This window comes from Pseudomonas sp. GL-RE-29 (assembly GCF_019947275.1).
Lineage (GTDB): Bacteria > Pseudomonadota > Gammaproteobacteria > Pseudomonadales > Pseudomonadaceae > Aquipseudomonas > Aquipseudomonas fluorescens_A.
Genome location: NZ_JAGYGD010000031.1, coordinates 62,993 through 76,405, shown reverse-complemented (window position 1 = coordinate 76,405; position 13,413 = coordinate 62,993). Strand labels below are relative to the sequence as shown.

Below are 13,413 nucleotides of genomic sequence, written 5' to 3'. Positions count from 1 at the left end.
CTGCCGCAGGCTCGGGCCGCGTTCGGACGATCTTTTGATCTTGCTTTTAAAGAGCAAGATCAAAAGATCGTCCGAACGCGGCCCGAGCCTGCGGCAGCGCCTACAAAAGCAGGGTTATCAGCAATGCGCCCCGGCATGTTCCAGGCGATGAAACAACCGGTTGAAATACACCAGGCTGTCACGCGGTTCGCGCACGCCCACTTTTGTCAGTTCGACAAACATCACCGAATGCGAACCCACTTCCTTGCACTCGGTGATCCGCCCCTCCAGCTGCACCAGGGCATCGCGCAGCACCGGCACATCGGCGGCGCCGTCGTCCCACAGGTCCCAGGCAAATCGCTCGGCCATCGGCACTTTGGTCATGCCGGCGAAGTGGCGGGCGAGTTCTTCCTGCTCGCCACACAGCACGTTGACGCACAGATGGCCGTTGGTGCGGAACACGTCGTGGGTGGCGCTGTTGCGGTTGACGCAGACCAGCACGGTGGGCGGCGAGTCGGTCACCGAGCACACGGCGCTGGCGGTGATGCCGCAACGTCCGCCTGGGCCGTTGGTGGTGATGATGTTCACCGCAGCAGGCAGCTGCGCCATGGCGTTGCGAAAGTCGATTTGCTGCTGGCTCAGGTCGGCCATGTCGATGCCCCTTCCTTCAGGAGGACCGCTTTGCTGCGGCCCGTAGGTGATGGAACAAGACTAAGGCGCGACGTTGCGCGCAACCATTCTGACGATCCCCATGCAAAGGTTGGCTTTCCGCTAGTCGACTAGGTGGTTTCTTTATCGTCACGGCCCGTTGCAGTGGGTATTCTGCACACTGGCTCGAAAAAGATGAGCCGATGTCCGCCGCGCGTGCTTGCGTGCGATAACAACAATTAGAAATTCTCGTGGCAGCCCTGATGGAAACCCGCAAACCGATTGTTTACATCGTTGACGACGACAAAGACCTGCGCACTTCGCTGGCCTGGTTGCTCGAGTCCGTCAGCGTGCAGGCGCAGTGCTTTGCCGGCGCCGAAGAGTTCCTCAGCCAATACGACCCCAAGCAGCCCGCCTGCCTGGTGCTCGACGTGCGCATGCCGGAGACCAGCGGTTTCCAGTTGCAGGAAATCCTCAACCAGCGCGGCAGCACCCTGCCGACGATTTTCGTCTCGGCTCATGGCGACATTCCGATGTCGGTCACGGCGATGAAGAATGGCGCGCTGGACTTCGTCGAGAAGCCCTACAACCCGCAGCAGATGATTGACCGCATTCAGGCCGCGCTGAAGACCGCCGTGCACGCCCAGGCTGATCAGGAACAGCGCCAGAACCTGCAAGGCAAGCTCGCCCTGCTGACCAGCCGTGAGCGCGAAGTGTTGATGCTGGTGATCGACGGCAAGGCGAGCAAAGTGATCGCCCGGGAGCTGAACATCAGTGTCAAAACCGTTGATGTGCACCGCACCAAGATCAAGGAAAAAATGGGCGTGAGCAGCATTGCCATGCTGGTACGCGAAGTGCTGCATTTGCCGACGGAAGAGCCGGTGCGGCACTGAGTGATTGGCGGCGATCATGACGCCGCCATCGCTGGCAAGCCAGCTCCTACAGGGGGACCGTATCAGTTCTGGCTATAGCGCTTGCGGTAGGCGCCCGGGGACACGCCGAAGCGTGACTTGAAGGCCGAGGAAAAGTAGCTGGAATCGGAGAACCCCCACGCGTAACACAGCGCCGACAGCTTCTGCTCGACATCACTGCGGCGCAGGTTCTCCGCGCAGAAGTCCAGGCGTCGATGCTTGATGTATTGCGCCACCACCAGGCCGCGCTTGGAGAACATCCGGTACAACCCACGCACTGAAACCCCCACTTCACGGGCAATCATCTCGGGGCAGAGATCTTCGTCACTGATGTGCTGATCGATGAAGGCGATGATTTTGCGAAACTGCCGTTCATGGGCGTCGCCATTGCTCTCGCTGACGCTGATCCCCGGCAACAGCAGGCTGGCCAGGGCGTCGAGTACGGCTTCGCTTTCCTGCATGTCCAACCCTTCTTGCTGACGGGTTTCCAGCACCAGACGATTGGCCATCGCGGCCAAAGGGCTGTTGGCGCCGATACGCGTGGCGCAATTGACCGCATTGAAGTGCGAACCACGTTCGACCACCTGACGCGGCATGATCAGCGACAACTGGCGGGAGTCGTCGTTATACGTCATGTCGCTCGGACGACTGGCATCGATCAGCGCAATGTCGCCACAGCCCAGGCGCGCCCGGTTGTCGCCCTGCTCCAGTTGCGAACTGCCGCGCAGCTGGAACACCGCGTAGTAATGGCCATCGCTGCTGACGCTGACGTCCTTGCTGGTGCGATACAGGTGCACGTGCGCCATGTCGACGACACTGAGTTTGATCGCGCCGCTGCGGAACTCCGCGAGCTCGCCATAAAAATCAGTGTCCAGTGCGCGGGCATCGAAACGCCCGCAGGCCTGGTTAACCTGGCTCAGCCAACTGTCGAACGCCTCATTGCGCACCGCCGATGGTGTAATCATGTCCGCAAAGCCTCACGTTTTTGTTGTTATTTTCCGGCCGCTTCGTCGAGCGGCTCGGTAAAAATGTTTCGTCTTCCCCATCGCCTCCCTCGATGGTCGCCGGGCGCCATTCAACAGCCTCCGGCGTCCGCTTTCCAGTGAAGAAAGCGCTTAGATGTCCAATACCAGACGAGTGGAAAGCGCGCGGGAAACGCAGGCGCAAATCTGCTTGTTCGAGGCCTTTTCCTTGTTCGACAGGCAGTTGTCACGGTGCTCCGGCACGCCGTCGAGCACCTCGACAATGCAGGTACCGCAGATGCCTTCGCGGCACTCGGTGTCGATGTCGCAGCCGTGGGCCTGCAACACGTCGACCAGACTGGTGTTGGCTGGCACGTGCAGCACCACGCCGGAGCTGGCCAGCTCCACTTCGAAACTGCCGGTCGGGGCGCTGTTGGCCGCCGGATCCGCCGCGAAGTGCTCCAGGTGAATGGCATCGTCCGAGCGACTGCGGGCGGCGACTTCCACCACTTTGTTCATGAACGGTGCCGGGCCACAGGTGTAGACGTGGGCGGCATTGCCGGCGCGCTCCAGGCACTCGCTCAACGCGCCGTCCAGATCGCCCGGTTCGACGCCGTAGTGGAATTCCACATGGTCGGCAAACTGGGTCGCCAGCAGTTCGGTAAACGCCGCGTACTGCGCCGAACGGGCGAAGTAATGCAGGCGATACGGCTGGCCGCTTTCCGCCAGTCGATAGGCCATGCTCAGCAGCGGCGTGACGCCGATACCGGCAGCGAACAGCACGTGTTCGGTGGCGCCCGGGTCGAGACGGAACAGGTTGCGCGGCGCGCCCATTTCCAGTTCCATGCCCTCTTCGACTTGCTCGTGCAGCGCCAATGAGCCACCGCGCGATTGCGGCTCTTTCTTCACCGCCACCAGGTAAGCGCGGCGATCCTGCGGCGGGCTGCACAGGGAATATTGGCGGGTTACGCCGGTCGGCCCGGTGAGGTCGACGTGGGCACCCGGTTCATAGATGTCGAGCGGCTGGCCGTCACTGCGCACGAGGCGAAAGGAACGGATATCCAGCGCTTCCTCGACGATCCTTTCGATTTTCACCTTCATCATGGCATCACCTGAATACTGTTGTTTCGATTAAGTCTTGGGGCGGACACTGATCTGTGGCGAGCGAGCTTGCTCGCGCTCGGCTGCGTAGCAGTCGCAAAATTCTCGGGGCCGCTTCGCACCCCAGCGGGAGCAAGCTCCCTCGCCACAATTGATTGCCTCCGGGAAAACATTCAGCGCATGTACAAGCCGCCATTGATGTCCAGGCACGCGCCGGTTACGGAGGTGGCGTTGTCGGCAATCAACAGCAACACGCTGTCGGCGATGAACGACGGATCGCCGAGGGTGCCGGACGGAATCATTTTCAAAATCTGTTCCAGGCGTTCCGGTGCCACGGTTTCGCGCACCACCGGCAGGTCCAGGGGACCTGGCGAAATACTGTTGACCGTCACCCCTTGCGGCGCCAGTTCACGGGCGAAGACCTTGGTCAGCGTCGCCACGCCGCCCTTGGCCGCCGCGTAATGCGCGCCGGTGGCGGTGCCGCCGTTCTGTCCGGCGAGGGAAGCGATGTTGACGATGCGGCCAAAGCCACGCTCGGCGAAATGCGCACCGAACACCTGGCAAGCGACGAAAGTGCCGCGCAGGTTGATCGCCATCGACTCGTCGAACTCTTCCGGCGTGATGTCCATCAGCGCCGCGACTTTCGACACACCGGCGTTATTCACCAGCACGTCTGTGCCGCCCCAGCGCTCGGCGAGCAAGTCACGCGCCTGCTGGAAAGCGGCTTTGCTGCGCACGTCGAGCTCGATGGCCATGGCGCTGGTGCCGGTGCTATCGAGTTCCAGGGCGAGGCGTCGCACGCCGTCCAGTTGCACATCGGCCAGGCCGACGCGATAACCCGCCGCGTGCAGACGGCGGGCGATGCACTCGCCCAGTCCCCGCGAAGCACCCGTTACAAGGGCTACTCGACTCATGATGTTGCCCTCACAAAAGGAAGCCGAGCGCACTCAGGCTGTCGGTGGAGTTGATCAGGCGCACCACTTTTCGCTCCAGCGACGGCACGCCATCGGTGAAACGAATCCGGTGATTCAGGTCCGCCACGAACGGCGTGTGCACGCCGCGTTTGTAGGCGTACAACAACTGCGCCGAGTTGACTTCGACGATGTCGCCAGCCGCTTCCACCAGACGGAAACGCGAGATGGTGCGAATGGTTTTCGCCGCGTCCACTGCCGACGGCGAATAGCCGGCGGTCAGGCGTTCGATGCGCAGGTCACGCATGCGCGCGTCGTCGTAGGCGTAGTTGAGCGTCGCTTCGAAGTCTTCGGTGTCCGGGTCGATCGGCACGATGTACTTGCCGCTTTCGCTCCACAAGGTCGCCCATTCGGCGTAGTTCTTGTGGTCGAGCAGTTCGGCTTCGCGCCAGATGAATTCGATGGCCTGGGCCAGCGGGCCGGAAAAACCGTTCAGGGTGTCGTGATTGCTCATTGGCTCATCATCCTTTTCCACATGTCGTAGGCACCGCGCATGCCGCCCTCGTCGGTGGCGTGGCTGACCTTGTCGCCATTTTCAGCGGTGATTTCGCGGTTCAGGCCGCGGTTGACCAGGATTGGCGCATCAACACCGGCGTACGAGCCGCGTTGCACGCGATCCCAGGCTTCGGCATCGTCAGGGCTGCCGAAACCGAACGGGCCCTGGAAGTGTTCGTGGATGCGCATGCGTTCGCGGTTGGCGATTTCCGGGCCGCCGTCCATGCCGAGGGCCACGTGGCGGATCTCGGTTTCAGTGACCGACACCGGGCGCAGCACGCGGAAGAACGACATCGACATCGCGATGTTCGGGAACAGGTTCAGGTTGAACCCGGCGCCGTGCAGCGAACGAACGATGCGGCGCACCTGTTCCGGCGGCATGGTTTTCGATAGTTCTTCGGTGACGTGGGCGAAACGCTCTTGCAGTTGTTCGGTGCCGTCGTCGTGATCGAGGTCGACGTGCTCCGGCACCATCACCATTACGCTGTGGCCATTACCCAGCGAATGAGTGACGGCTTGTTCGTCAGTCATGAACGAGAGCATTTCCGAAGTTTCTTCATCCACCGACGACATGAACGACTTGTGCACGATCGGGAAGTGGTAACCGTCGGTGGTGTTTTCCAGCTGGATCTTCCAGTTGCCCTTGAAGCTGAACTTGTGTTCGCCCTGGGTCTTGATCGGGTAACCGGCGCCCTGCTTCATGAACAGGTCCATCCAGTGTTTCGCCCCGCCGAGGAAGTCTTCCAGCGGTTCTATGTCGTCGTTGTAGCTGGCGAAGACCATGCCGGCGTAGCTTTCAACGCGCAGGCTGGTCAGCGGCAGTTCGGATTTCTCCAGAATGCCTTCGTAGCCATCCGGATACGGCAGCGCCCGCAACTTGCCGTCCAGGCCATAGGACCAACTGTGGTACGGGCAGGTGAAACCGGTGGCATTGCCCTTGTGCTTCTCGCACACGGTGGCACCACGGTGGCGGCAACGGTTTTCCAGCACGTTGATGTTGTTCTTCTTGTCACGAACAACGATCACCGGACGACGGCCAATGGTGGCGGTCTTGAAGTCGCCGCTGTTGCGCACTTCGCTTTCGTGGGCAACCCACACCCAGGTGCGGTAGAAAATCTTCTCGAGCTCGGCTTCGAACAGCGCCGGGTCGTTGTACAGCGAGACGTCAACGCGGTCGTGCTGGACCAGTTGGTCCATGCTGCGCGATGTGGCGATCAGACGGTTTTCATGAGTACTCATACGGTCCTCCTCATGCTTTATTTTTATGATTTGGGGTCGACCGTTCACCGGCCATGCTTTGTTGCAACTGCGCCCCGAAGGCGCAGACCAGTTCGTCCTGACCCTTGCGGCCAACGATCTGCAGGCCGACTTTCAGCCCGCCGCAATCGAGTTCCACCGGCACCGTCAGCGCCGGGTGGCCGCTGAGGTTGAACGGCCGCACTAGCGGGGTCATGCCGGCCACGGCTTTGCTACCAGCGCGAGCTTCGCTGAGGGTCGGCGGCAAGGTCGGCAGCGTCGGCAGCAGCAACACGGAGAAGTCTTCCAGCGCTGCATCCACCTGTTGCGTGAAACGCGCGCGCACGGATTCGGCCTGTGCGAGCTCTTCACGAGTAGTGCGGCTGGCCGCCAGCAAACGTGTTTCCACATCCGCACCGATCAAGCCCTTGCCGGTCAGGTGACCGAACGCGGCCCAGTTCTCGAAATTGATCACGGTCAAACCGGCAGCGAAGGCCGCTTCGAACTCGCTCAAATGCAGGCTGCTGCGACGCCATCCGGCGCGGTCGGCAGCGGCACCGAGGCGCGCTTGCAAATGCGGATCGCAGGCCACTTCAAGGAAGGCCACCTTGGCGCCGTCACCTGGCAGGCCCTGCATTGCAAAGCCTGGGCAAATCACCTGCATCGCCGCGATCAGGTCGTCCATGCTCTTGGCGAACGGACCGACGCAATCGAGGCTCGATTCCAGTGGATGCGCGCCGGCACGGCTGACACGCCCGTAAGTCGGCTTCAACCCGGCAACCCCGCAGCACGCCGCCGGCACCCGCACCGAACCACCGGTGTCGGTGCCGATGGCGATGTCCGCCAGGCCTGCAGCGACGGCGGATGCCGAACCGCTGGACGAACCACCTGGCACCCGGTCTGGCGCTTGCGGGTTAATCGGCGTACCGGTCCAGTCGTTGATCCCGGTGACGCCGAAGGCCAATTCATGCAGGTTGGTCTTGCCGACGATCTGCCAGCCGGCGTCGAGGATCGCGTCGACCACTTCGGCGTTTTTGCTGGCTGCGGGTGCCTCGGCAAACGCACGGCTGCCCGAACGGGTCGGATGGCCGGCGATGTCGATGGAATCCTTGATGGCCACGCGTTTACCGCTGCCACCGAGCTGAAATTCGCTGATGAAAGTACTCATGCACCCGCCTCTGTGGTGGAAAGCCCCGTATTGAACAGCCGTTGCGTGCGGAAATGCGCGATCAGCCAGACACCGTCTACGCAGCGAAAATCGATGTTCAGGCGCGTGCCGAACAACTCGTTGCGGCCATCGGCATAGGTGGAAATCTGCTGCATGATCCACTGCCCTTGCGCCGTGCTGCCGTCGACCACGATCGACTCGCTGGTGAGGTAATGCAGGTTCAGCGTGAAGTGGTCCGACGGCGGCAGGTAACCGCCGACAAATGCGGCCACCGCGTCACGTCCACGATGCTGGCCAAAAGTCTGCGCGGTGGCACTGCCAACGCCTTCCCAGACCGCATCGATCGTGAACAACTGCGCCAGCTCGCTGACTTCAACCGGCGCACGCGGCACATCGCACAGGTCCATGTAGCGCGCCATCAGGCGGCGCACAGCACTTTCCCCTTCGAGCGTCGCCAGACGCTGCAGCAAGGCCTGGTCCATGGCTTACACCTTGGCCGCATCAGGGATGGTCAGCGGGCGACCGATGCGCGCTTCGATCTTGGCGTAGCGCCACAGGCTGTATTGGCCGACCGGCGTGGTGCGGAACAGATTGCAGGCATCGATCACCGACTGGTGGCAGTCGACGTCGGCCATGATGTACACGGTCCACGGCGAGGTGGTGGACGGGCCGACCATCAAGCGGTCATCGTCCATGGCGCCGAGCACGGTGATGCCGGGCATCGCGCCGAGGTCGCCCATCATCTGGCTGAAGCCTTTCCACACGCTCAGGCCTTCGCCGGTAGGCAGGTCGAAAAAGTTCTGGGTGATGCCGATGCAGAAGACGACGCGCAGTGGTTCTTGAGTGGTCTGGGTCATGGGTATTGATCCTTTTTGAAATAGAGAATTCAGATGTAGCCCGGGAACGGCTGAACGCCGAGGAACACCGAGCCAGCGCCGTCATAAAGCCCTTCGCTGAGGAAGGCGTGCTGGGTCACCACCATCGAGTCGCGCAGGTAGCGTTGCAGCGGATGGCGCAGGTAAATGGCGGTGGTTCCGGCGAGGCTGTAGGCGCTTTGCACCACCTCGGCGCCGGCCTGGGAAACGTGGATGGCGGACAGGCGCAGCAGGCTGGTTTGCTCCGGGGTGACCGGGTTGCCGGCGACGATCGAGTTCCATACCTGCTCGGTGGCGTTGTAGAAAAAGCCACGGGCAGCGGCGAGCTTGGCTTCGGCCTTGGCGATTTCGATGCGTACGTAAGCGCGGTCGGACAGTTTCGGCGCGCCGGTGATGCCACTGCCGCCAGCCATGCGGCTGATTTCATCGAGGGCAGCACGGGCCAGACCGAGGTTGACCACCGCCAACACTTGCGCGGCGTAGGCAATCGATGGGTAGCGGAACAGCGGCTCGTCAATGGTCGCAGCCCCGCCGCGAATGAAGGTCCAGCGCTCGTCGACGCGCTTGTCACTCACGCGCAGGTCATGGCTGCCGGTGCCTTTGAGGCCGACCACGTCCCAGTTCTCGACGATCTCTACCTGCTCCGGGCGGAACACGGCGGTGCGTGGCTTGCCGCCCGCAGCGCCGATGCCGACACCGAGCAAGTCAGCGCCTTTGCAGCCGCTGGCGAATTTCCAGGTGCCGTTGACCTGATAGCCGCCGTCAACAGCCTCCGCTGGTTGCAGCGGGAACAGGCCGCCAGCGAACACCAGGTCCGGGCTTTCGGCGTAGAGTTCAGCCAGGGTTTCCCGTGGCAACGCAGCCAGGTACACACCGGCGCTGCCGAAACTGGCCACCCAGCCCGCCGAGCCGTCGGCTTCGGAGATGCGTTCGATCATGTGCAGGAACAGGTGCGGTGCCAGGGCGTCACCGCCGAAGCATTTCGGCGTGGCGGCACGGTAGATGCCGACCTGCTTGAAGCGCTCGATCATGTCCCGAGGCACGTGGGAGCCTGCATCGAACTCGTCGCGACGTTGGCGCACTTCGTTCAGCACTTGCGCGAAGGCAAGGCTATCGACCATGGTTTCGACCGGGACGGTCAGAGGGTCTTTTTCGGCGACAGCGGAACGCAGCATGGGCTAGTTCTCCATTTATTATTTGTAAGCCGCAACCATGCTGGAGGCGTGGCGACTGTTGATACGCACAAGCAATTGCGGCGACCAAGCCTGTAGGAGCCGGCTTGCTGGCGATGAGGCCCGCAGAATCTGCGGTACTCTCGAGGCCGTCTCGCTGGCAAGCCAGCTCCTACAGGAATGTGGTCAAGTTGAGTGCCGTGTAGAGACCGATGCGTTGATGGGTCCAGTGTAAAAACCGCATCCCGGCGCCACTATTGGTGCGTGCAGCCCCCCGGCTAAAGAAATCCCCTAGATCGCCCCCGGTTACCTCTGAGCGCGTCCCCATGCGTGAGCAGGTATAAAAAGCCATACTTCTGACTTCACCGGTCGGAACCCTCTGCCGCCAAGGGCTGTGCGATGTATTTGCCAAAACCGAACGACTTCTATGCGCTGATCGAAGCCATGCCGCTGTGCATCATTCTTCACGATGCGCACACCAAGGAAATTCTCTGGGCCAACGCCGCCGCCCTGGCGGCGCTGGGCTTTACCCTGGAAGAACTGACGCCACTGAAGGCCCCGGACATGACCCGCGACGCACCGAAGTACCGGCGCTCAGTGGGTTTGCGTTGGCTGGAGGGCGCCGCGCGCACGGGTCAGCGCGCCATCGAGTGGTGTTATCGCTCCAAACAAGGGGTGGAGATTCTTTCCGAGGCGGTGGCAACGCTGGTGCACCTGGAAGGTCGCGATGTGCTGATGGTGCAGTTCCGCGACATTTCCAAGGAGGACAAGGTCAAGCGCGACCTCAAGCGTTTCGAAAGTCGGCTCAAGGCTTTTATGCAGGACCTGGCCGAAGGCGTGGCGGTGCTCGGCCCCGAGGGTGAGATCTGCTTTATCAGCGACTCTGCTGCGCATTTGCTCAACGGTGACGTACACAAGCTGATCGGCAAAAACTTCCTGGCGTGGTGCGATGACACGTCGCGCCAGCGTCTGCTGCAACAGCTGACCATCGTCACGCCGGCTCTTGAAAAATCAGAGTACGCACCGTTCAGCGTGCATTACAAAGTGCAACGGCAGGATGGCGAGTGGCGCTGGCATGACGCAACCTGCCGCTACATTGAAATTGAAGACGATCTGGTCGGGCATTTGCTGCTGTTTCGCGATGTCACCGAACAAGTGCAGGCCGAAGAAGCCCGGCGCGTGAGCGAGCAAAAACTCGAATACCTGGCACGCTACAACGCCATGGGTGAAATGGCCGTGGCGATTGCCCATGAACTGAGCCAGCCACTGGCGGCCACCCGCAACTTCATTGAAGGCGCGGTGATTCGCCTCGGCAACGCGGCGGACACCGATCAGGGCGTTGCCTGGGGTTTGCAGAATGCGGTGCGGCAGATCGAGCACGCCTCCGTGATCATCAAGAGTGTGCGCGAGTACGTCGTGAAGCTTGAGCAAAGCGAAGAGCTGATCGACCTCAACGAGCTGCTGCGCGAAACCCGCTACTTCATCAGCCTGCGTGCCGACCCGAGCCGGGTACGGGTGGAAGTCGTCACCTCGCCCAAGCCGCTGCGAGTGAGTTGCGAAAAGGTGCTGATCGGTCAGGTGATCCTCAATCTGGCGTTCAATGCGATTGAAGAGATGGCTGATCTGCCACTTGAACGCCGCGTGCTGCGCATTCATGCCAGTGCCGACAACGGCGTGGCACTGGTGCGTATCGAAGACTGCGGACGCGGGATTCAGGCGCAGGCGCAAGAGAAGCTGTTCGATGGCTTTTTCTCGTCCAAGGTCAGCGGCAACGGCATTGGCTTGGCGTTGTGCAAGAACATCATCGGTCGGCATCGGGGCGATATCTGGGCGCAGAACCAGGAACCTTGTGGCGCCGTGTTTACCTTCTCCCTTCCCCTCGCCTGATACACAACCCTGTGGCGAGGGAGCTTGCTCCCGCTGGGTCGCGAAGCGGCCCCCCGCCTTTCTCCAGACAGACCGAGTCATCAGGATTTACGACTGCTGCGCAGCCGAGCGGGAGCAAGCTCCCTCGCCACAAGGGGATCGCATACCCCGGATTTGTGGCGTGTCAGTGACACTGGCACAGACACACAAACACTTGGCAGGCAGGGCAATTCCTGAGGTTGCGGGGCGAGGCACTATTCAATCGTCAGAATCTGCCCACTCACCCGCGATCCGCGTTACCAACAATTCAGGAAGTTCCCCTTATGCGAACAAACAGGATCTCCGTACAGTCAGCGCTAGGCCTGAGCCTGCTTGTACTCGGTTTGAACAGTGCCCGCGCGGACCTGCCCGCCGACACCATCGGCCAGACCACCCTGGCCTTCCCCGCTGAAGCGCACCGCGCCTTCGTCGTCGATGTCGAGTTCGAAAGCTTTGTCGCCGGCCGTATCACCGTGGTCGACCCGGATCAGAAGCGCGTGCTGGGCATGGTGCCGACTGGTTTTGCCGCGCCTTCAGCCCTGAGCCATGACGGCAAGCTGATCTACAGCGCTGACATCTGGTACTCACGTGGCACCCGTGGCACCCGCACCGATGTGCTGACCGCGTGGGACAGCTCGACGCTGTCGCCGGCCTGGGAAGTGCTGATCCCGAACAAGCGCGCCGAATCGCTGACCCAGCGCTACGGCCTGAAGACCAGCGGCGATGACCGTTTCGTCTACGTCTACAACTTCACCCCGTCGACCTCGGTGACCGTGGTCGATACCCAGACCAAAGCCGTCGCCACGGAAATCTCGATTCCCGGCTGCGTACTCAACTACCCGGTGGGCAATCGCCGTTTCGCCTCGCTGTGCGGCGACGGCAGCCTGCAGGTGGTGACGATCAACGATCAGGGCCAGGAAATCGCGCGCAACCGCACGCCGTTCTTTGACCCGAACGCCGAGAAACTGGTGGAGCGCGCGGTCAACGTCGGCGACACCTACTACTTCACCACCACCACCGGCACCGTGCGCGCCGTGGATTTCTCCGGTGACACGCCAAAAATCCTGCCGAGCTGGTCGCTGACCACTGACGAGGAAAAGAAAGCCGGCTGGGCGCCGGGCGGCTGGCAGCTGATGGCTGTCGCGCCGAAGCTGAACCGCTTGTACGTGCTGATGCATGACGCCCACGAACCGATGAAGTGGGAAGACCCGAGCCCCTTCATCTGGGCCTACGACCTCAAGACCATGAAGAAGATCGCGACCCTGGAAGCGCCGGCACCGGTGTGGAGCATGCAGGCAACCGGCGACGACAAGCCGCTGTTGCTGGGCACCGACGTTGAAGGTGGCTTGCAGATCTTCGACCTCAAGACCAACAAGCACACCGGCAGCATGGCCAAGGTCGCCAAAACCGCGACTCAGGTCATGAGCTACTAAACGAGGTTCGGCCATGCAATCAGATCCGATCTTCATCATTGCCAGCGCACTCGCCATTTCGGCGCTGCTGGCCAGTGCCGCAACGCACAAGGTGCGGGCGCCCGTGCGCTTCGCCAAACAGCTGGCGGACTACCAACTGCTGCCCGCGGCGCTGGTGCGTCCGAGCGCGCGGTTGATCCCGCTGCTGGAACTGGCCATCGCTTTCGCGCTGCTGGTCCCGGTCAGCCGGGGCTGGGCGGCGTTGTCGGCAGCCAGCCTGTTGGCGCTTTACGCCGCCGCCATCGGCATCAACCTGTGGCGCGGCCGTCGCGACATCGACTGCGGCTGTGCCGGGCCAGACCAGGCCCAACCGCTGCGCCCGGTTCTGCTGCTGCGCAACAGCGTGCTGGTGGCGCTGGCATTGCTGGCCAGCGTGGCGCCGGTTGTCCGTGACATGACTGTGTTCGATGGCTTCGTGACCCTCGCCGCTGCGGCTGTCGCGCTGCTCATCTACGCCGCGGCCGATGGCCTGCTGGCGAACTCCCCTCTTCTGCTCAAATTGATTGGTAGGTAATCAA

14 protein-coding genes are annotated in these 13,413 nt (G+C 62.0%); 4 read left to right on the top strand and 10 right to left on the bottom strand.

What is annotated here, in order from left to right:
• Window positions 1–117: 117 nt before the first annotated feature.
• On the bottom strand, window positions 118–630 hold the full coding sequence (gene hpaC / locus KGB21_RS22595) for a 4-hydroxyphenylacetate 3-monooxygenase, reductase component (protein WP_034150251.1): 513 nt from the start codon (window positions 628–630) through the stop codon (window positions 118–120).
• Window positions 631–890: 260 nt separating this feature from the next.
• On the opposite strand from hpaC, the gene KGB21_RS22590 reads away from it, so the two are divergent.
• Window positions 891–1,520: a response regulator transcription factor gene (locus tag KGB21_RS22590; protein WP_034150252.1), complete on the top strand. Its 630-nt coding sequence runs from the start codon at window positions 891–893 to the stop codon at window positions 1,518–1,520.
• A 62-nt stretch (window positions 1,521–1,582) separates the two neighbouring features.
• Here the strand turns inward: KGB21_RS22590 and feaR are convergent, their stop codons facing one another.
• The 9 genes from feaR to KGB21_RS22545 all read right to left on the bottom strand — a co-directional run bounded on the left by feaR (window position 1,583) and on the right by KGB21_RS22545 (window position 9,521).
• Window positions 1,583–2,503, bottom strand: a complete 921-nt coding sequence (gene feaR / locus KGB21_RS22585) for a transcriptional regulator FeaR (protein ID WP_223506771.1) — start codon at window positions 2,501–2,503, stop codon at window positions 1,583–1,585.
• A 150-nt stretch (window positions 2,504–2,653) separates the two neighbouring features.
• Window positions 2,654–3,604, bottom strand: a complete 951-nt coding sequence (locus tag KGB21_RS22580) for a PDR/VanB family oxidoreductase (protein WP_223506770.1) — start codon at window positions 3,602–3,604, stop codon at window positions 2,654–2,656.
• A gap of 170 nt (window positions 3,605–3,774) precedes the next feature.
• Window positions 3,775–4,515: an SDR family NAD(P)-dependent oxidoreductase gene (locus tag KGB21_RS22575; RefSeq protein ID WP_034150255.1), complete on the bottom strand. Its 741-nt coding sequence runs from the start codon at window positions 4,513–4,515 to the stop codon at window positions 3,775–3,777.
• Window positions 4,516–4,525: 10 nt separating this feature from the next.
• Window positions 4,526–5,026 (bottom strand): aromatic-ring-hydroxylating dioxygenase subunit beta, encoded by a 501-nt coding sequence (locus tag KGB21_RS22570; RefSeq protein WP_034150256.1) that lies wholly within the window; start codon window positions 5,024–5,026, stop codon window positions 4,526–4,528.
• The gene (locus tag KGB21_RS22565) at window positions 5,023–6,306 is read right to left on the bottom strand and encodes an aromatic ring-hydroxylating oxygenase subunit alpha (RefSeq protein WP_223506769.1); all 1,284 of its coding nucleotides are present in this window, start codon (window positions 6,304–6,306) and stop codon (window positions 5,023–5,025) included. The genes KGB21_RS22570 and KGB21_RS22565 overlap by 4 nt, the downstream gene beginning before the upstream one ends.
• Window positions 6,307–6,316: 10 nt before the next feature.
• A complete protein-coding gene (locus KGB21_RS22560) occupies window positions 6,317–7,471 on the bottom strand; it encodes an amidase (RefSeq protein ID WP_223506768.1) in 1,155 nt (384 codons plus the stop codon).
• Window positions 7,468–7,953 carry a nuclear transport factor 2 family protein gene (locus tag KGB21_RS22555; protein WP_034150259.1) on the bottom strand — a complete coding sequence of 162 codons (486 nt, stop codon included), beginning with the start codon at window positions 7,951–7,953 and terminating at the stop codon, window positions 7,468–7,470. The genes KGB21_RS22560 and KGB21_RS22555 overlap by 4 nt, the downstream gene beginning before the upstream one ends.
• Before the next feature lie 3 nt (window positions 7,954–7,956).
• Window positions 7,957–8,328, bottom strand: coding sequence for a hypothetical protein (locus KGB21_RS22550; protein ID WP_034150260.1), 372 nt, complete (start codon window positions 8,326–8,328; stop codon window positions 7,957–7,959).
• Window positions 8,329–8,357: 29 nt separating this feature from the next.
• Window positions 8,358–9,521 carry an acyl-CoA dehydrogenase family protein gene (locus tag KGB21_RS22545; RefSeq protein ID WP_223506767.1) on the bottom strand — a complete coding sequence of 388 codons (1,164 nt, stop codon included), beginning with the start codon at window positions 9,519–9,521 and terminating at the stop codon, window positions 8,358–8,360.
• Window positions 9,522–9,917: 396 nt separating this feature from the next.
• Here KGB21_RS22545 and KGB21_RS22540 point away from each other — a divergent pair, with 396 nt between their 5' ends.
• The 3 genes from KGB21_RS22540 to KGB21_RS22530 all read left to right on the top strand — a co-directional run bounded on the left by KGB21_RS22540 (window position 9,918) and on the right by KGB21_RS22530 (window position 13,409).
• Window positions 9,918–11,405 (top strand): ATP-binding protein, encoded by a 1,488-nt coding sequence (locus KGB21_RS22540; protein ID WP_223506766.1) that lies wholly within the window; start codon window positions 9,918–9,920, stop codon window positions 11,403–11,405.
• 302 nt (window positions 11,406–11,707) lie between these two features.
• On the top strand, window positions 11,708–12,856 hold the full coding sequence (locus tag KGB21_RS22535) for an amine dehydrogenase large subunit (protein ID WP_223506765.1): 1,149 nt from the start codon (window positions 11,708–11,710) through the stop codon (window positions 12,854–12,856).
• A 13-nt stretch (window positions 12,857–12,869) separates the two neighbouring features.
• Entirely contained in the window at window positions 12,870–13,409 is a 540-nt protein-coding gene (locus KGB21_RS22530) for a MauE/DoxX family redox-associated membrane protein (protein WP_034150264.1), read from the top strand.
• Window positions 13,410–13,413: the final 4 nt, after the last annotated feature.

Excerpts from the sequence above, each read along its gene's own strand:
- hpaC (WP_034150251.1), bottom strand. The coding sequence starts at position 630 with ATGGCCGACCTGAGCCAGCAGCAAATCGACTTTCGCAACGCCATGGCG.
- KGB21_RS22590 (WP_034150252.1), top strand. The coding sequence starts at position 891 with ATGGAAACCCGCAAACCGATTGTTTACATCGTTGACGACGACAAAGAC.
- feaR (WP_223506771.1), bottom strand. The coding sequence starts at position 2,503 with ATGATTACACCATCGGCGGTGCGCAATGAGGCGTTCGACAGTTGGCTG.
- KGB21_RS22580 (WP_223506770.1), bottom strand. The coding sequence starts at position 3,604 with ATGATGAAGGTGAAAATCGAAAGGATCGTCGAGGAAGCGCTGGATATC.
- KGB21_RS22575 (WP_034150255.1), bottom strand. The coding sequence starts at position 4,515 with ATGAGTCGAGTAGCCCTTGTAACGGGTGCTTCGCGGGGACTGGGCGAG.
- KGB21_RS22570 (WP_034150256.1), bottom strand. The coding sequence starts at position 5,026 with ATGAGCAATCACGACACCCTGAACGGTTTTTCCGGCCCGCTGGCCCAG.
- KGB21_RS22565 (WP_223506769.1), bottom strand. The coding sequence starts at position 6,306 with ATGAGTACTCATGAAAACCGTCTGATCGCCACATCGCGCAGCATGGAC.
- KGB21_RS22560 (WP_223506768.1), bottom strand. The coding sequence starts at position 7,471 with ATGAGTACTTTCATCAGCGAATTTCAGCTCGGTGGCAGCGGTAAACGC.
- KGB21_RS22555 (WP_034150259.1), bottom strand. The coding sequence starts at position 7,953 with ATGGACCAGGCCTTGCTGCAGCGTCTGGCGACGCTCGAAGGGGAAAGT.
- KGB21_RS22550 (WP_034150260.1), bottom strand. The coding sequence starts at position 8,328 with ATGACCCAGACCACTCAAGAACCACTGCGCGTCGTCTTCTGCATCGGC.
- KGB21_RS22545 (WP_223506767.1), bottom strand. The coding sequence starts at position 9,521 with ATGCTGCGTTCCGCTGTCGCCGAAAAAGACCCTCTGACCGTCCCGGTC.
- KGB21_RS22540 (WP_223506766.1), top strand. The coding sequence starts at position 9,918 with ATGTATTTGCCAAAACCGAACGACTTCTATGCGCTGATCGAAGCCATG.
- KGB21_RS22535 (WP_223506765.1), top strand. The coding sequence starts at position 11,708 with ATGCGAACAAACAGGATCTCCGTACAGTCAGCGCTAGGCCTGAGCCTG.
- KGB21_RS22530 (WP_034150264.1), top strand. The coding sequence starts at position 12,870 with ATGCAATCAGATCCGATCTTCATCATTGCCAGCGCACTCGCCATTTCG.